The 16,665-nt window shown below is 66.0% G+C and carries 16 protein-coding genes and 1 pseudogene; 4 read left to right on the top strand and 13 right to left on the bottom strand.

Annotated features, from left to right (window positions below; genetic code table 11):
• Positions 1-64 precede the first annotated feature (64 nt).
• Positions 65-2,095, top strand: a complete 2,031-nt coding sequence (locus K369_RS08225; RefSeq protein WP_198033082.1) for a glycosyl transferase — start codon at positions 65-67, stop codon at positions 2,093-2,095.
• Positions 2,096-2,117: 22 nt separating this feature from the next.
• On the opposite strand, the gene dnaA is transcribed toward K369_RS08225, so the two are convergent.
• The 9 genes and pseudogenes from dnaA to K369_RS08175 form a co-directional block, all read right to left on the bottom strand.
• Positions 2,118-3,605: a chromosomal replication initiator protein DnaA gene (dnaA, locus tag K369_RS08220; RefSeq protein ID WP_051949147.1), complete on the bottom strand. Its 1,488-nt coding sequence runs from the start codon at positions 3,603-3,605 to the stop codon at positions 2,118-2,120.
• Between the two features lie 904 nt (positions 3,606-4,509).
• Complete coding sequence (gene rpsT, locus K369_RS08215) at positions 4,510-4,776, bottom strand: 30S ribosomal protein S20 (RefSeq protein WP_024879343.1); 267 nt, start codon at positions 4,774-4,776, stop codon at positions 4,510-4,512.
• Between the two features lie 140 nt (positions 4,777-4,916).
• On the bottom strand, positions 4,917-5,690 hold the full coding sequence (locus K369_RS08210; protein ID WP_036290388.1) for an enoyl-CoA hydratase: 774 nt from the start codon (positions 5,688-5,690) through the stop codon (positions 4,917-4,919).
• A gap of 37 nt (positions 5,691-5,727) precedes the next feature.
• Positions 5,728-6,174 carry an Rrf2 family transcriptional regulator gene (locus K369_RS08205; protein WP_036289795.1) on the bottom strand — a complete coding sequence of 149 codons (447 nt, stop codon included), beginning with the start codon at positions 6,172-6,174 and terminating at the stop codon, positions 5,728-5,730.
• On the bottom strand, positions 6,171-6,656 hold the full coding sequence (dut, locus tag K369_RS08200) for a dUTP diphosphatase (protein ID WP_036289793.1): 486 nt from the start codon (positions 6,654-6,656) through the stop codon (positions 6,171-6,173). Before dut ends, K369_RS08205 begins: the two co-directional genes overlap by 4 nt.
• Positions 6,653-7,906, bottom strand: coding sequence for a bifunctional phosphopantothenoylcysteine decarboxylase/phosphopantothenate--cysteine ligase CoaBC (coaBC, locus tag K369_RS08195; protein WP_036289791.1), 1,254 nt, complete (start codon positions 7,904-7,906; stop codon positions 6,653-6,655). Before coaBC ends, dut begins: the two co-directional genes overlap by 4 nt.
• 667 nt (positions 7,907-8,573) lie before the next feature.
• Positions 8,574-9,030: pseudogene (locus K369_RS08185) on the bottom strand (IS110 family transposase); the annotation flags it as partial.
• A 134-nt stretch (positions 9,031-9,164) separates the two neighbouring features.
• Positions 9,165-9,719, bottom strand: coding sequence for a hypothetical protein (locus K369_RS08180; RefSeq protein ID WP_036289789.1), 555 nt, complete (start codon positions 9,717-9,719; stop codon positions 9,165-9,167).
• A gap of 44 nt (positions 9,720-9,763) precedes the next feature.
• Positions 9,764-10,009 carry a hypothetical protein gene (locus K369_RS08175; RefSeq protein ID WP_156967806.1) on the bottom strand — a complete coding sequence of 82 codons (246 nt, stop codon included), beginning with the start codon at positions 10,007-10,009 and terminating at the stop codon, positions 9,764-9,766.
• Between the two features lie 151 nt (positions 10,010-10,160).
• Here K369_RS08175 and K369_RS08170 point away from each other — a divergent pair, with 151 nt between their 5' ends.
• A complete protein-coding gene (locus tag K369_RS08170; RefSeq protein ID WP_036289787.1) occupies positions 10,161-11,192 on the top strand; it encodes an AI-2E family transporter in 1,032 nt (343 codons plus the stop codon).
• A gap of 3 nt (positions 11,193-11,195) precedes the next feature.
• Here K369_RS08170 and K369_RS08165 read toward each other — a convergent pair whose 3' ends face one another.
• From K369_RS08165 to aroA, 4 genes are all read right to left on the bottom strand, one after another.
• Positions 11,196-11,528, bottom strand: coding sequence for a hypothetical protein (locus K369_RS08165; RefSeq protein WP_156967805.1), 333 nt, complete (start codon positions 11,526-11,528; stop codon positions 11,196-11,198).
• 93 nt (positions 11,529-11,621) lie between these two features.
• Positions 11,622-12,440, bottom strand: a complete 819-nt coding sequence (gene gluQRS / locus K369_RS08160; RefSeq protein ID WP_036289783.1) for a tRNA glutamyl-Q(34) synthetase GluQRS — start codon at positions 12,438-12,440, stop codon at positions 11,622-11,624.
• 16 nt (positions 12,441-12,456) lie between these two features.
• Positions 12,457-13,104, bottom strand: coding sequence for a (d)CMP kinase (gene cmk, locus K369_RS08155; RefSeq protein ID WP_036289781.1), 648 nt, complete (start codon positions 13,102-13,104; stop codon positions 12,457-12,459).
• Entirely contained in the window at positions 13,097-14,479 is a 1,383-nt protein-coding gene (aroA, locus tag K369_RS08150) for a 3-phosphoshikimate 1-carboxyvinyltransferase (protein WP_051949144.1), read from the bottom strand. Before aroA ends, cmk begins: the two co-directional genes overlap by 8 nt.
• A 345-nt stretch (positions 14,480-14,824) precedes the next feature.
• Here aroA and K369_RS08145 point away from each other — a divergent pair.
• A protein-coding gene (locus K369_RS08145; protein WP_156967804.1) for an IS5 family transposase occupies positions 14,825-15,663 on the top strand; the annotation gives its coding sequence in 2 pieces (ribosomal slippage) (positions 14,825-15,212 and positions 15,212-15,663; 840 coding nt in all).
• 262 nt (positions 15,664-15,925) lie between these two features.
• Positions 15,926-16,621: an ABC-three component system protein gene (locus K369_RS08140; RefSeq protein ID WP_245278137.1), complete on the top strand. Its 696-nt coding sequence runs from the start codon at positions 15,926-15,928 to the stop codon at positions 16,619-16,621.
• Positions 16,622-16,665 lie beyond the last annotated feature (44 nt).

The following is a 16,665-nucleotide window of genomic DNA, read 5'->3' as shown; positions in this document are numbered from 1 at the left end:
ACCCGTCCGCAACGGCGCTCCGGGCGGCATCGCCCGGGCGCCGCCCTCTCGAATGGACGTCGACATGACCACGCAGCCGAACGAATCGGAGACCGCCCTCGCGCTGTTCCAAGCAGCGATCGAAAAATCCTACTCGCGCAAGCTGACGATCGCCGATCTGTTCACCGCCGCAGCGCAATTGAAAGCGCTGGGGCTCGATCGGCGGGCGGCCGAGCTCTACAAGCATTGGATCGCCTTCAACGCCGACGATCCCGTCGTCTATGCGGCCTATTTCAATTATGCGACGGCTTTGGCCGACTCGGGCGATCGCCCGGGCGCGATCAATGCGCTGCGCGAGGCGGTCCGCATTCAGCCGGATTTCCAGCCGCCCTATATCAATCTCGGGCGGCTGCTCGAGGATTCCGGCCTCGTCGGCGCGGCGGTCGCGCAATGGATGGCGCTCGTCGAGCGGACCGCCGCCGTCAATGGCGAGTCGGTCGCGCATAAGCTCAGCGCGCTGCAGCAGACCGGGCGCGTGCTCGAAAGCCTCAACAAGGACGAGGCGGCGGAAGACGCGCTGCGGCAAATTCTGGAGATCGACCCCAAGCGGCAGGAAGTCGTGCAGCATTGGATCGCGCTGCGCCAGCGCCAATGCAAGTGGCCGGTCGTGCAGCCCTCCGAGCGCGTGAGCCTCGCCGATCTCGCCAATGGCATATCGTCGCTTTCGCTCGCCAATCATGCCGACGATCCGATGTTCCAGCTCGCCAAGGCGCATCATTACGAGAAGCGCTCCATCGGCCGGCCCAAACGCGGCCTGCGTACAGCAGAGCCGAAGCGGGCGCGCAAGCAGCGGTTGCGTATCGGCTATGTCTCCTCCGATCTGCGCGAGCATGCGGTCGGCTTCGCCATGACCGATGTGCTGGAGTCGCATGATCGCGCGCATTTCGAGATCTACGCTTATTATTGCGGCATCGCGCGCAATGATCCGACGCGCGAGCGCATCGCCGCGGCCGTCGATCGCTGGACCGACATCAATGGAATGGACGATGAGACGGCGGCGCGAAAAATCGCCGAGGACGAGATCGACATTCTCGTCGATCTCAATGGCTACACCAAGGATGCGCGCACCAAGGTATTCTCGCTGCGGCCGGCGCCGATCATCGTCAACTGGTTCGGCTTCCCCGGCACGATGGGCAGCCCCTATCATCATTACATCATCGCCGATCCGGTGATCATTCCCGAAGGCGCGGAGCTCTACTACTCCGAGAAGGTGACGCGGCTCGCCTGCTACCAGCCCAATGATCGCAAGCGCGTGGTCGCGCCGCAGCGCCCGACGCGCGCTGCTGCGGGATTGCCGGAGGACGCCTTCGTCTATTGCTCGCTCAACGGCATGCAGAAGCTCACCGCCCTCACCTTCGATCGCTGGGCGCGCATACTGACGGCGGTTCCCGGCAGCGTGCTGTGGCTGCTGACCGGCACGGAGCAGACCAACGCCCGCGTGCGCGAGGAGGCGAAAGCGCGCGGCGTCGCGCCGGAGCGCATCGTCTTCGCCGAGAAGATGGCCAATCCGCATCATTTGGCGCGCTATCCGCTCGCCGATCTCTTTCTCGACAATTTCCCCTATGGCGCCCATACGACGGCGGCCGACTCGCTGTGGATGGGCGTGCCGATCGTCACCTTCGCCGGCCGCAGCTTCGCCTCGCGCGTCTGCGCCAGCCTGGTGCGCGCGGCGGGCGTCGGCGAGCTCGCCTGCGCCAGCGCGGAGGATTATGTCGCGCTCGCGATAGAGCTCGGCAAGGACAGGCGCAAGCTCGCGGGCCTGCGCGACCGGCTCGCCAATGTGCGCGAGACCTCGCTGCTGTTCGACACGCCGCGGCTCGTCGGCGATTTGGAGCAGCTCTATCGCGACATGTGGCGCGACTATGAGAATGGCGAGCTGCCGCGGCCCGACCTGCGCAATCTCGACATTTATCACGAGATCGGGCTCGACCTCGATCTCGAGAAGATCGAGCTGCTGAGCGACGCCGATTATCACGCGCTCTATGAGCGCAAGCTCGCGGATTGGGACGCCGCCTATCCGATAGAGCCGGACGCGCGCATGTGGCGGCCGCGCTGAGCGCGCGGCCGTGTTCCCCCGCTCACTCGGCGAGCATTCGCTTCAGCAGCTCGATGACCTCGGACAGGCTCTTGTCCTTGGAGGCGAGCTCCTCGACCTTGCGCACGGCGTGCAGCACGGTCGTATGGTCGCGTCCGCCGAAGCGCCGGCCGATCTCCGGCAGCGAGCGCAGCGTCAGCACCTTGGACAGATACATGGCGATCTGCCGCGGACGCACGACATTGGCGGTGCGGCGCGAGGAGAGAATATCGGCGCGCGAAATATTGTAGTGGCTGGCGACGAGCTTTTGAATGTCGTCGATCTTGACGCGCTTGGGCTCGGCGCTGCGCACGAGATCGCGAATGGCGTTCTCAGCCGTCTCGACGCAGAGCGGCGCGCCGTTCAGCGTCGAATGGGCGAGCAGGCGATTGACGGCGCCTTCGAGATCGCGGCCATTGGTGACAATGGTCTTGGCGATATAGGACATGACCGCCGGCGGCACATGGAAATTGGGCTGCGCCTCCTGCGCAGCGGCGATGCGCGCCTCCAGAATCTTCATGCGCAATTCTTCGTCGAGCGGGCCGATGTCGACGCAGAGCCCGCCCTTGAAGCGCGACAGCACGCGCTCGTCGAGAGTCTCGAGGTCGGAGGGCGGGCGATCGGCGGCGACGACGACCTGCTTGCCGGCGTCGATGAGCGAGTTCAGCGTGTGGCAGAACTCCTGCTGAATGGACTTGCCCTGCAGAAATTGCACATCGTCGATGATGAGCACGTCGATGTTGCGCAGCCGCTCCTTGAAGGCGATCGAATTCTGCTGCGTCAGCGCCGAGACGAAGCCGCTCATGAATTTCTCGGCGGTGAGATAGAGCACGCGGCGCTTATTGTCATTGGCCGAGCGCGCCACCGCCTGCAGAAGATGCGTCTTGCCGAGTCCGACGGCCGCATGCGTGTAGAGCGGATTGAACAGCGGATGCTCGCCGGGACGGGCGTCGGCGACGCGACAGGCGGCCGCATAGGCGAGCTGGTTGGAAGGGCCGACCAGAAAGGTCGAGAAAGACAAACGACGATCGAGTGGCGAGCCGCCGAAAGACTCGCCATCGCCGCGCGCCGCGGGGCGCATAGGCGCCTTGGCGGGCGGCGCTTCCGCGCGCTCGACGACAATGGCGGCGGGCGCCGGCGGCGCCTTCTCGACCACGGCGCCGGAAACGGCGTCTGCATCACGAGCGCGCGGACGGCGCGTCGGAGAGCGCACGTCGATGACGATCTGCTCGAGCGAGGTGAATTCGGCGCACAGCCGCGTGCGGATGCGATCCGCATAGTGAGACTGAATCCAGCTCTTCAAAAATTTCGTCGGCACCGTCAGCAGCGCTGCGCCGTCCTTCAAGCCCTCGAGCTCCAGCCGCGCGAACCAGGAGCTGTAGACGGCCTCGCCGAGCTCGGCGCGCAGCCGCCCGCGCACGCGCTCCCATTTCTGCCGGGCTTCCGCCGACAGCTCGCTGGAATTCGACTGGTCATCGCTATTATCGGACATGGCTTTCTTTCGCGCTGAAGACGAGTCGAGGCGCGGCGCCGCGACAGCGTCGTCATAGTGAAGCGGATAAATGGTCGGTTTCGATCGATAGGCGCGATCGACGCTCTAAAGGACGCTTACGGCAGGTTCGGGGGACCCACGGAGTTTTCGCCGCGGTCGAAGGGACTTCGTCCGTCCTTTCGACTGCGACCTCGCGGCTCGCAGCGCTGCGCTGCGTCGTCGCTCGGTCTCGTGTCGGCTCGCCGCCCAAAAGCCATCACATCACCCCTACATCCGCGATGAGCGAAAGCCCGTCGCGGTCTTGATAATCGATCTGAAGATACGCAGACAAAAACGCACCTAGCGGCTATCGGCCGATGCATTCGTGGTGTGGTCGACGCATTCGTGAAACGCGTCGGGCAGTCCATCGCAGAGAAGGTGTCACCCGGAGGATTACATGCGTCTACTCACCCATCCAAGCGACGGCCGCTCCTCAGCGCCACGCCACTTTTCGAACCTACACGCCCGCTTTTGCGCACGCAACGATGGTCGAGCCGCAGAATGCGCCGAACGTCGCCGCATCGCCGCCGCAGTGACGCACTTTGCCAGGATAAAGTCATGATTCGCCGCTCAGAAAAATTTACGACGATGGAAGGCGCGATGCGGCGATCTTCGCATTGTCGTAGCGCGCGCGTTAACGAACGGGGCCTGTCAAGCCCAGCGAGCGTTGGCGACGCAGCGGGCCTTTAACGCAATTTACTGTTTTTAAACCATATACGCTGCGCACAAGAAAAGCGTGTGAAAAAAAATCTTACACTACGAAGACTAGCGGAGTCGGTTTGCCCGCGCGTCGAAATATTACGCAGAACGCAAAAAAGCCCGGCGGAGCCGGGCTTTCGAAACACGCCGTTTGCGCAAGAAAAGATCAGGCCGAAAGAGCCTTCACGCGCGCCGTGAGACGCGAGACCTTGCGCGATGCGGTGTTCTTGTGAATGACGCCGTGCTGGGCGGCGCGCATCACGACCGGCGCGACGCTCTTGAGCACCGCGGCGGCCGTCGCGGCGTCGCCGCTGGCGATCGCCTCCTCGACCTTGCGGACCTGCGTGCGCAGCAGGCTGCGACGCGCGCGGTTGACGGCCGTGCGCCGGGCGATCTTGCGGACGGCCTTTTTGGCCGAGCTGGTGTTGGCCATCTTTGTTCCTTCGACGGTCGAGGCGAGGCGGGCGGGGTCGCCGCCCAAAAAAGCAAAGCGGCCGCGAAATCGCGGCCAGTTCGCCGGCCTTATACTCGGGCCGGCGTCGTTTCGTCAATGGCCGGGCCGGAGCGGCCCGCTCAGCGATGCTCGAAACGCGGCGGGCGCTTCTCGATGAAAGCGGTCATGCCCTCCTTCTGATCATGCGTCGCGAACAGAGAATAGAACAATCTCCGCTCGAAACGCACGCCCTCCGAGAGTGGCGTCTCATAGGCGCGCTCGACCGCCTCCTTGGCCATCAGCACGGCCGGCAGCGACAGTGCGGCGATCGTCCGCGCGCTCTTCAGCGCCTCATCCACAAGCTTGTCCGCTGGCACGATTCGGGCGACGAGGCCGCAGCGCTCCGCCTCCTCCGCGCCCATCAGCCGGCCGGTGAGGACCAGCTCCATCGCCTTGGATTTGCCGATGGAGCGCACCAGCCGCTGGGTGCCGCCGGAGCCGGGAATGACGCCGAGCTTGATCTCGGGCTGGCCGAATTTGGCCGTGTCGGCGGCCAAAATGAAGTCGCACATCATGGCGAGCTCGCAGCCGCCGCCCAGAGCATAGCCGGCGACAGCGGCGATGACGGGCTTGCGCGCGCGCGCCACGCCGTCCCAACGCGCCAGGAAATCGTCGAGATAGGCTTCGGCGACGGTCTTGTCGCGCAGCTCCTTTATGTCGGCGCCGGCGGCGAATGCCTCCGCCGAGCCGGTCAGCACCACGCAGCCGATTTGAGGGTCCGCCTCGAAATGCGCCAGAGCGTCGGCGACCTCGCCGATCAGCCGCGCATTCAGCGCATTCAGCGCGCGCGGCCGGTTGAGCCGCAGCAGCGCGACACGATCATGCGTCTCGATCTCGATCGTCTCGTAATCCAAGGCCGCCTCCTGCTTTTTCGTCGCTATCATGCGCCCATCAAATTTCGAAGTCGCCCTCATTCGCCTCGATCTCGCCGAGGCCGGCGGCGACGGCGCGCCCATGCAGCTCGTCCAGCGTGATCGTGTCGAGCCTGGCGAGCGCCTGGCGCTCCGCCTCCGCGAAGAGCGGATCGACCGCGAGCGCCAGCAGACGCGGCTCCTCGCCATCCTGCGCGCCCTCCTCCGCGCGCAGAGCGACGCGCACGATCTCGCCCACATTGAGACGGCGACGCTCGCGCGCCAGCTCATAGCCGCCGGCGGGGCCGCGCACGCTCTTCAAGATTCCGGCGCGCACCATGGCCTGCAGCATGCTCTCGAGATGCCGCGGCGGCAGATCGTGACGCGCCGCCAGCGCCCGCGACGACACCGGCCGCGCCCGCGCATGCAAGGCGATGTCGAGCGCCGCCAGCACGGCGAGACGCGCGGGACGCGGCAGCAGACTCATTCGGCTCCGCCCTCGCCCGGCGCGACCTCGCTCGTCCCGGTCGAGCCGAAGCCGCCATCGCCGCGCGCGGTCTCCTCCAGCGGTTCCGCCGTCTCGACGAGCTCGACATGCTCGTAGCGCGCCACCACGAGCTGCGCGATGCGCATTCCGCGCGAGATCTCGAATGGATGCGTCCCGAAGTTGACCAGCAGAACCTTCACCTCGCCGCGATAGTCGCTATCGATGGTGCCGGGCGCATTGAGCACGCTGACGCCGAATTCCAGCGCCAGGCCGGAGCGCGGCCGCACCTGCGCCTCATAGCCCGGCGGCAGCGCCAGCGAGAGGCCCGTCGGCACCAGATCGCGCGCGCCGGGCTCCAGCACCAGCTTGCCGCCGGACGCGATCGCCGCGCGAAGGTCGAGCCCCGCCGCGCCGGCGCTGGCGTAGGCGGGAAGCGGCAGGCCTTCGCCGTGCGGAAGGCGGCGGATGGCGATCTTGGTCACGGCGTCTCTCCCAGCGTTTCGGCGATATGCGCGATGAGTCGCGCCGCGACCTCGGTCTTGTCCAAGCGCGGCCAGGAGGCGACGCCGGCGCGCGAGACGAGATGAACCTCATTGCTGTCCGCGCCGAACACGCCGGCGCCGACATCATTGGCGACGATGAGATCGCAACCCTTGCGCGCGAGCTTCTCCTGCGCATGGGCGAGCACGTCGCGCGTTTCCGCCGCGAAGCCGACGACCAGCGTCGGCCGCCCCTCGCGCCTCTGCGCGACGCTGGCGAGAATATCCGGATTCTCGCGCAGAACCAGCGTCGGCGGCGCGCGCGAGGCGCCTTTCTTGATCTTGTCGGCGGAAGGCTCGACGCGCCAATCGGCGACGGCCGCGGCGCCGATGAACACATCGGCCGGCAGCGCCGCCTCCACCGCCTCGAGCATTTGCTGCGCGGTCTCCACATGGCGCGCGGCGACGCCTGTCGGATCGGCGATCTCGACCGGGCCGCTGACCAGAGTGACGCGCGCGCCGGCCTGCGCCGCGGCCGCGGCGATGGCGTGGCCCTGCTTGCCGGAGGAGCGGTTGGAGAGAAAGCGCGCCGGATCGATCGGCTCGCGCGTCGGCCCGGAGGTGACGAGCACATGGCGCCCGGCGAGCGGCCCCCGCCCCGCGACGACGGGAAGCGGCAAGACCGTATCCTCGCGCAGCGCGGCCTCTATCGCCGCGACGATGGCGAGCGGCTCCGCCATGCGGCCGGGGCCATATTCGCCGCAGGCCATCTCGCCCTCCTCCGGCCCGACGAAAAGCGCGCCGTCGCCGCGCAAGGTCGCGACATTGCGCTGCGTCGCCGGATGCAGCCACATGCGCAGATTCATCGCCGGCGCCAGCAGCGCCCTTTTGTCGGTGGCGAGCAGCAGCGTCGTCGCCAGATCATCGGCGAGCCCCTGCGCCATGCGCGCCAGAAGATGCGCCGTCGCCGGCGCGACCACGACGAGATCGGCCTCCCGCGAGAGCCGGATATGGCCCATCTCCTGCTCGTCCATGAGCGAGAAGAGGTCCTCATAAACGCGCTCGCCGGAGAGGCTGGCGAAGGACAGCGGCGTGACGAAACGCGCCGCCGCCGCGGTGAGCACGACGCGCACCAAGGCGCCGCGCTCGCGCAGCCGGCGAACCAGCTCCAGCGCCTTATAGGCGGCGACGCCGCCGCCGACGACGAGCAGAATGCGCTTGCCCGAGAGGCTCTGCGGATCGGAAGAAACCAAGCGACGGCTCCGCTGCTATGAGAGGCGAAGAGAATACTCTTTTTCGCGCCGGCCCGGAAAGAGCGCCGGTTTTCCGAATGCGCGGCGATCGCCTAGAGCCGCCCCCTCCCCCTCATGCTGAGGAGCGCCCGAAGGGCGCGTCTCGAAGCGCGAGGGGAACTCCTGCAGACGGCGCTGACGGTTTCCTCGTCCTTCGAGACGCCCGCACCCAAGTCGGGCAAGCCCGACTTGGGCATTATCATGCCGATCTCGGGTAAACCCGAGATCGATGCGGGCTCCTCATGTATGGACGGCCCCCGTTGCGCAAGGAGAAAGATCAGCGTTTCGGCTCGGCTGGGAACGGTCATGTATCCGGCCTGTTCGCGCGGCGCATGACCGCTGGCCCATCGCCGAACGGATTCCAATCAGGATGACGCGCTGTGCCGCGCGCCGAGGAATTGGAATGTTCCGTCCGAGGTTCCCGACCATTTTGTCGTCTCGCCGTCTCGCCTTTCTCGCTCCTTACGCCTCCTTACGGGCGCTCAGGCCGTCGCCGGCCGCGCCCGAAAGCTCTCTCCGCTCGTCAGCAGGGTCCAAATGATGCACGTCGTCTTGGCGGCCTGTGCGACGACGGCCACGCGCGTCGCCCGTCCTCGACGAGCAAGACCAATGCGGCGAGTCCCGCCGTGCCCTGCGCCGCCGCGACGCCCGTCTCCGCCAGAAGCCCGCGCAGGCAATTGCAGAGCTGCGTGCGCTGGCGAACCAGAAGATCGCGCGCCCGCTGCAACGCCCGCGCGCTCTGCTGCTCGACGCTCTCGACCACGACGAAGCGCATGCTCGGCCGCAGCGCCGCTTCGCAGATCGCCTCGGCGTCGCGCGCGTCGGTCTTGTTGCGCTTCACGAAAGGCTTCACATAAGCGGCGGGAAAGAGGCGCGTTTCATGGCCGAGCGCGCGATGACCCGCGCCCAATGATGCGCCGAGCCGCAAGCCTCCATGGCGGCCACGCAGGGCGGCAGCGCGGCGAAGTATTTTCCACCTTGTCCCGCCGCAGCCGCGCGGAAAGCACACGCGTCCCCGAAGCGTCGATCCCGTGAAGCTGGAATACGTTCTTCGCGATATCCAATCCGATCGTGATACACTTCATGTCGGGCGGCCCTCCCAGCCTCTGGCTCGTATCACCACCGGCCAGCTTGGCGCCATGATGCCGTCGGGGGCCGTCCACCCGTCAGGATGAGGGAAGCTTCAACTTATCGGCCCTTGGCGCTGAGGCCCGAGGTCTCACGCCGAGGCCTCGCCGCCGCGTCGCCAAAAGGCCGCGGCCAGCGCGCCGAGCACGATGACCGCCAAGATCAGGAACAGAGCCGATTGCTTGAACCAGGCGATGGCCGGCACGGCGACCGCCATGGCGAGGCCGAGAACGGCTATGTCGAAGGAAACCTGAATTCCGGCGACGAATGTGCCGAGCGCCAGCAGCAGCAGCAGAGCGAGCCCGGTCGCCGGCGCATTGAGGAAGCTGTTCACGCTCGGCCAGAGCACGATGTTCATGGCGACGAGAAACGCCGCCCAGTGGAGCGCCTGCGTGCGCGCGAGAATGAAGCGCGCCTGGCGGTCCGACGCCTGGCGCCAGCCTATGGCGACGCAGGCGACGCCGATGGCGACGCCGAGAAACTCCCAATAGCCATAGAGCGGCTGCTGGGCGAGGCTGGTGTAGGCGACGCCGAAAATGGCGAGGCCGAGCACGATGAGATAGGGCGCCTTGCGCTTCAGCCAGGCGCCCGCCCGCGCCGCGACGGCCTGCTCTCCGAATTCCGGCGCGACGCTATAGTCGTTCATCTTTATCCCCTGCCCTTGGAGGCACGCGAATGGGTTCCTGCGCGTCAACGCACGGGAATGCGGACGCGCCGGCGGAACAGGCTGCGATGGGTCGTCGGACCACGCACATGGCTGCGCGGGCGCTGCACGCGCGGCGTATGGGACGGGCGCACGAATTGCCGCTCCTGCGCTTCCGCCTCGGACGGAGCGACGACGGCGGCGAGCGGCGCGGCGACCAGCGCCGCCAGAAGACCGGCGGCGAAAGCGCGGCGGGAGAAATTTTCGTCCTTGTTTTCCACTGTGGTCGTCATCTCGTCTCTCCAATTCGTCCGAAAACGCTCGCAGGGAATTAGCGCTCGGCGCGCTTTCGACAATTGCGAGACGTTTTCCCGGGACGGCGGCGCTCTACCTTTTTCTCGCGAGCGCGTCGCTCGAGAAAATTGACGAAAAAGCGGAGCGAGCATGGGAGAGCGAGCGGCCGATACGGCGGCGGTCATCGTCATCGCATTCGTGATGCTGGCGGCCTTCTCGATCGGCCAATCCGTGCTGGAGCCGGTCGTCTTCGCGCTCTTCATCATCGCGCTCATCTGGCCATTGCAGCAATGGCTGCAGAAGATGACGCCGCGACCGGTGGCTCTCACCTTCAGCATTCTCGTCGCGCTCGCGGTCATGATCGCTCTGTCCTCGCTGATCGTGTGGAGCGGCGGCGAGATCGTCGATTGGTTCATCCGCAATATCGAGCGCGTGAAGACCGCCTTCGAGAATGCGACAAAATGGCTGGAGGCGCATGATATTTTCGTCGCCTCGCTGATGACCGAGCATTTCAACGCCGCCTGGGTGCTGGCGCTGCTGCGGGCGGCGGCGACGCGCGTCAACATATTCGTCGGCTTCGCCCTGGTGGTGCTGATCTATGTGATCATGGGCCTCGCCGAGGCGTCTGGATTCGAGAAGAAGCTCGCCGCCTCGCGCAGCGAGGCGACGGCGCGCTCTCTGCTGCAGGCCGGCGCACGCATCGCCGCCAAGCTGCGCCGCTACATGCTGGTGCGCACAGTGGCGAGCCTCGCCACCGGCGCGGTCGTCTTCCTCTTCGCGCTGGCGATCGGCCTCGATCTCGCCGCGGCCTGGGGCGTGCTGACCTTCGCCTTGAATTACCTGCCCTACATAGGCCCGGCGGCGGCGACGCTGCTGCCGGCGCTCTTCGCCTATGCGCAGTTCGATTCCGGCCAGATGGCGCTTCTCGTGCTCGGCGTGCTGAGCATTATTCAACTCGTCATCGGCAGCGGGCTGGAGCCGGCCTTCTCCGGCTCGGCGCTGGCCATGTCGCCGACAATCGTCGTCTTCTCCGTCCTTCTATGGACCTTTCTCTGGGGCTTGCCGGGCGCCTTCATCGGCGTGCCGATCGCCATCGCCTTCCTGACGCTGTGCGATCAATTCCCGTCGAGCCGCTGGGTCGCGGCGCTGCTCTCCGACAAAGGGCCGCGCGACGAGGGCTGAGCCTCAATCGACCGCCGGCTGCGGCGGAAAAGGGAAATCGGCGAAGCCCTGCTCGACCGAGGCGCGCCGGAGCTTCGCGAGACTGTCCTGCGCCTCCTTCTCCGTGTCGAAGCCCGGGCAGGTCAGCGCCCCAAAGCGGAAGCGATGCGAGGCCTCGAGACTCTGGCGATAGGCGTTCACCGTGGCGCCGTCCCAAAAATCGGCCTCGCGCACCTGATCGTGAACGACGACCTTGGTCCCGCCCAGCAGGCCATGGGTGAAGCAATAGCCGTAATTGGCGCGGGCGGCGGAGGTCGTGGCCGCCAAGGCGGCCAGCACGGCGAGCAATGTCCTCACGGGATGTTCCTTCGCGGAAAGGCGGGAGATTTAAACTCGAGCAAGCATGTCTGATTTTCTCCCGGACGGCAAGCGCCGCTCCAGCCCCGACCGTCACGGCAGATCGAGCATGGCCCGCACGTCGGCCGGCGTCGCGCCCTCGGCCCGCAATTCCCGCAGCGGCTTGGAGAGCCGGCTCTTGGCGAGCTTGCGGCCGTCCTCGTCCAGCACCAGCGCGTGATGGCGGTAGGCCGGCGCCGGCAGGCCGAGCAATTCCTGCAGCAGCCGATGGATGCGCGTCGCCTCATAGAGGTCCCTGCCCCGCACCACATCGGTCACGCCCTGCAGCGCATCGTCGATGGTGACAGCGATGTGATAGCTCGTTCCAATGTCCTTGCGCGCCAGCACGACATCGCCCCACTCCTGCGGCGCGGCGACGATCTCCTTCCCATGCTCGCGCCACGAAACCTCGCCGCCGACCAGCGCCGCCGCTCTCGCCATATCGAGCCGCAAATTGGCGCCGGCGCGCGCGAGCTTCTTGCCGCGGCAGCTTCCCGGATAGAGCGGCGCGCCGTCGAGATCGCGCTCCCTGCTCGCGCCGGCGATATCGGCGCGCGAGCAAACGCAAGGGTAGAGCAGATCCAGCGCATCGAGCTTCGCGAGCGCCGCGGCGTAATCGTCCAAATGCTCGGATTGGCGGCGGACCGGCTCCTCCCAGGAAAGGCCGAGCCAGGCCAAATCCTCATAGATAGCGGCCTCGAATTCCGGCCGCGCCCGCCCCTGGTCGATGTCCTCTATCCGCAATAAGAAGCGGCCGCCCTCGCGCCGCGCGAGATCGAAATCGAGCAGCGCCGAATAGGCATGGCCGAGATGGAGATAGCCATTGGGCGACGGCGCGAAGCGAAAGACTTTTCTCGTCTCGTCCCCGCTCATTCGCGCGCATCCCGCTTCAGCCGGCGAGCGCCGTCTTCTCCTGCACGATCGCGCAAGCGGCGGCGAAGGCGGCCTCTATGTCGAGATCGGTGGTGTCGAGCCGCACGGCGTCATCGGCGATTTTCAGCGGCGCCGAGCTGCGGCCGCTGTCGCGCTCGTCGCGGCGGCGTATATCCTCGAGAATATGCGCATAATCGACGCGCTCGCCGCGCGAGGCCAGCTCCAGCGCGCGGCGCTGCGCGCGCTTCTCGGCGCTGGCGGTGACGAAGATTTTCACCACGGCGTCGGGGCAGATCACCGTGCCTATGTCGCGCCCGTCCAGCACCGCGCCTTCCGAGCGCGAGGCGAAGCTGCGCTGCGCCTCGATGAGCGCCGCGCGCACCTGCGGAATGGCGGCGACGACGGAAGAGGCCTCGCCCAATTCGCGCGAGCGCAGCCGCGCCTCGTCGAAATCGCAGAGCGCGAGGCCGCGCGCCGCCTCCACCGCGGCGCGAATATCGTCGAGCGCGCGCCCATCATCGAGCAGCGCGCAGGCGGTGGCGCGGTAGAGCAGTCCGGTGTCGAGATGCGGCAGGCCGAATTGCGCCGCGAGCCGGCGCGCCAGCGTGCCCTTCCCCGAGGCCGCCGGCCCGTCTATGGCGATGACAAGTCCCCGTTCAGGCAAAGCGAGCCCCCAGCCCTTCCATCAGGGCGCGAAAATTCGGAAAGCTCGTGGCGATCATGCGATCGTCGTCCACCACCGCGGGCGCGTCGGCGCCGAGCCCCATGACGAGAAAGCTCATCGCGATGCGATGGTCGAGATGCGTCTCGACATTTCCCCCGCCTTTCACGCGCCCCGCCCCGCCGCGCACGATGAGATCGTCGCCGACGATCTCGCAATCGACGCCATTGGCCTTCAGCCCGGCGGCGATCGCCTCGAGACGATCGGACTCCTTCACCCGCAGCTCGGAGAGCCCGCGCATGCGCGTCTCGCCCTCGGCGAAAGCGGCCGCCACGGCGAGGATCGGATATTCGTCGATCATCGACGGCGCGCGCGCCGCCGGCACATCGACGCCCGTGAGGCGCGAGGCGGCGACGCGAATATCGGCGACCTCCTCGCCGCCCTCCTCTCGGACGTTCTCGAGCGCGATCCTCGCGCCCATCTCGGCGAGCGTGGCGAGGAGCCCGCAGCGCAGCGGATTGGTCATCACCCCTTCCACCACGATCTCCGAGCCCTCGGCGATCAGCGCCGCCACAATGGGAAAGGCCGCGGAGGACGGGTCCGCCGGCACGCGCACCAGGCTCGGGCGCAGCTCGGGCCGTCCCTCCAGCGTCACCTTGCGCCCATGCTCGCCATAAGGCTCGGAGGCGACGCGGGCGCCGAAATGGATGAGCATTTTTTCCGTATGGTCGCGCGAGGCCTCGCTCTCGATGACCACAGTGCGGCCCGGCGAATTCAGCCCGGCCAGCAGCACGGCGGATTTGATCTGCGCCGAGGCGACCGGGGTCTTGTATTCGATCGGCAGAGGCTCGGCGGTTCCCTGCAGCAGAATCGGGCAGCGCCCGCCCTCCGCCTGCTCCAGCACGCGGGCGCCCTGCAGGACCAGCGGATCGAGAATGCGGCGCATCGGCCGCTTGCGCAGCGAGGCGTCGCCATCGAAGCGCGCTTTGATCGGATGGCCGCCGACGACGCCCATCATCAGCCGCGAGCCCGTGCCGGCATTGCCGAAATCGAGCGTCTCGCGCGGCTCCAGCAGCGAGCCGAGGCCCGGCCCACGCACGCTCCAGCTACCCGGCCCGAGCCGCTCGACGCGCGCGCCGAGCTTGCGGCAGGCCTCGCCGGTGCGCAGAACGTCATCGCCCTCCAGCAGCCCCTCGACGCGCGTCTCGCCCACCGCCAGCGTCCCCAGGATCAGCGAGCGATGCGAGACGGATTTGTCGCCGGGCGGCCGGCAGCGTCCAGTGAGGCCGCTGGCGCGGAGCGCGCTGAGCGGCGACGGGGAATGTTCGGCGTCGGTGTGCAATCTGGCTCGATCTCCCGCCGCGGCGCCGTTTCCCATGGCCCGCGCGGCATCGGCATATACAACGCGCGCCGCCGCGTCACAAATGCCGCGAGAAGGCGCGAGCGCGGGCGACCCTTGAGGCCGGGAGTGCCAGCCGCGGTGCCAATGCCGGCTCGCCGGCGGAGAGTTGTGGCACGATGATTGTTGTTCCCCGTCGCCGGGCTCACGTGCTACCAGCAGCACCGCGCTCGCCGGGATGGTCTCCTCTCCTTGAGGTTGGAGCCTATGAATGTCCAAGATGAAGTTCGCCTATGAGGATCTGAGTGTCGGTCCGAGGACAAGTTGAATCGGATGAATCGGTTGTGATTCAATGAGGCGGTCTGATTCTCGCGGAGACCGCCGATGTGGACGAATGAAAATCGCGTGCGCTACGATCGTAGCAAATTGCGCTATCCGAGCGACGTGACGGATGCCGAATGGGCGCTCGTAGAACCGTTGATCCCACCTGCGAAACGGGGTGGAGGGAAGCGCGCGGTCGAGATGCGTGCGGTCATGAACGGCTTGATGTATGTGCTCTCGACCGGTTGCCAGTGGCGCGCGATCCCCAAGGATTTGCCGCCCAAGAGCACGGTCCACGGCTATTTCGATCTTTGGACATACGACGGAACGCTCGATCGCATCCATCATGCTCTCTACGTGAAGTGTCGCGAAGCGGCAGGGCGCGAGGTCAGCCCGACAGCCGCGGTCATCGACAGCCAAAGCGTGAAAAGCGCCGAAAAAGGGGGCGCTGCATCGATCCGCACGGCTACGATGCCGGAAAGAAGATCAAGGGCAAGAAGCGGCATATTCTCGTCGATACGATAGGCCTGCTGCTTCATGCCCTCGTTCATCCCGCCGATATTCAGGATCGCGATGGCGGCGTTCTCGTGCTGCGCACGATGTTCGGAAAGTTTCCTTTTCTGCAAAAGCTGTTCGCAGACGGCGGCTATCAGGGCCCGCAGTTCCGCAACGCCCAGAAGAAGGCCTTGCCCTTTGTCGACACCGAGATCGTCAAGCGTTCCGATGTGGCCAAAGGCTTCGAGGTTTTGCCCCGCCGCTGGGTCGTGGAAAGAACCTTTTCATGGCTCGGTCGCTGCCGAAGGTTGGCCAAGGACTTCGAAAACCTCAACCGTAAGGCATTGGCGTTTCTACACCTCGCCTCCATCCGCCTCATGCTCAGAAGGCTTTGTAATCAAGCATGAAGTTCGCGGACCGACTCTGAGCGAGGATCAGTTCGAGAAGCTGATCGTACTACTGTGCCAGCGGCTGCTCGGCATATCGGCGAAGGGCTTCGCAAAGGGCCCTGACGGAGGCCGTGACGCTAAGTACGTCGGGACAGCGGAACTCCACCCGAGCAAGGCAGCGCCCTGGAGCGGGACGATCATCATCCAGGCCAAGCACACTAACGGCTACAATCGGCATTTCGGGGAGGCGGATTTCTTCAGCTCGACCGCGAAGGACACCGTGATCGGTAAGGAGGTGCCGCGGATCGCCAAGCTGCGTAAAGAGAAGCAACTCGATTACTATATGCTGTTCGCCAACCGCCGCCTCGCCGGCAATGCCGATCAAAACATCACCAAGCATATCGCAAAGGAATGCAATCTGCCGGAGGCCTCGATCTACCTATGCGGCGTGGAGCAACTCGAACTGTATCTGACGCAGTTTCCGGACGTGCCGGCGCTAGCTGAACTCGATCCGGTCGATTCACCGCTGATCGTATCGCCCGACGAGCTGGCCATCGTCGTCGAGGCAATTGCGAGCCATGAGGCCGATCTATCGGCTGTCCTCGACACGCCGCCCGGCGAGCGAACCTCCTACGAAGAGAAGAACGCGCTCAACAACATGACCGCCGAATATGCGAAGGAGTTGCGCAGACGTTATCTCAAAGATACCGCGCAAATTCGGGCGTTCCTGGCCGCTCCGGAGAATCTGGAAATCCTCAAATTTTATGAGGTAACCGCCGAGGAGTTCCAGATGAAGATTATTTCGAAGCGCAAGAGCTTCCAGAATTTTGACGCTGTCATGGAGTATCTTCTTGATCTTCTGTTCCAGCGTGATCCAATCCTGCGCCAGCGGCAGCACAAGCGCCTGACCCGCGCCGTGCTTTTCTATATGTACTGGAATTGCGACATCGGGGAGGTCGCGAATGCTGAGGCCTAGCCCGGAAAATTCACCGCAGGTTGGCGGGAGTGGTACAGCCTTTT

It is taken from the genome of Methylosinus sp. PW1 (assembly GCF_000745215.1).
Lineage (GTDB): Bacteria > Pseudomonadota > Alphaproteobacteria > Rhizobiales > Beijerinckiaceae > Methylosinus.
The sequence above is the reverse complement of the archived record's forward strand: the minus strand, read 5'-3'. Positions and strand labels throughout refer to the sequence as shown.

Excerpts from the sequence above, each read along its gene's own strand:
- aroA (WP_051949144.1), bottom strand. The coding sequence starts at position 14,479 with ATGGGAAACGGCGCCGCGGCGGGAGATCGAGCCAGATTGCACACCGAC.
- K369_RS08225 (WP_198033082.1), top strand. The coding sequence starts at position 65 with ATGACCACGCAGCCGAACGAATCGGAGACCGCCCTCGCGCTGTTCCAA.
- K369_RS08180 (WP_036289789.1), bottom strand. The coding sequence starts at position 9,719 with ATGAACGACTATAGCGTCGCGCCGGAATTCGGAGAGCAGGCCGTCGCG.
- rpsT (WP_024879343.1), bottom strand. The coding sequence starts at position 4,776 with ATGGCCAACACCAGCTCGGCCAAAAAGGCCGTCCGCAAGATCGCCCGG.
- K369_RS08205 (WP_036289795.1), bottom strand. The coding sequence starts at position 6,174 with ATGAGTCTGCTGCCGCGTCCCGCGCGTCTCGCCGTGCTGGCGGCGCTC.
- K369_RS08170 (WP_036289787.1), top strand. The coding sequence starts at position 10,161 with ATGGGAGAGCGAGCGGCCGATACGGCGGCGGTCATCGTCATCGCATTC.
- gluQRS (WP_036289783.1), bottom strand. The coding sequence starts at position 12,440 with ATGAGCGGGGACGAGACGAGAAAAGTCTTTCGCTTCGCGCCGTCGCCC.
- dnaA (WP_051949147.1), bottom strand. The coding sequence starts at position 3,605 with ATGTCCGATAATAGCGATGACCAGTCGAATTCCAGCGAGCTGTCGGCG.
- K369_RS08175 (WP_156967806.1), bottom strand. The coding sequence starts at position 10,009 with ATGACGACCACAGTGGAAAACAAGGACGAAAATTTCTCCCGCCGCGCT.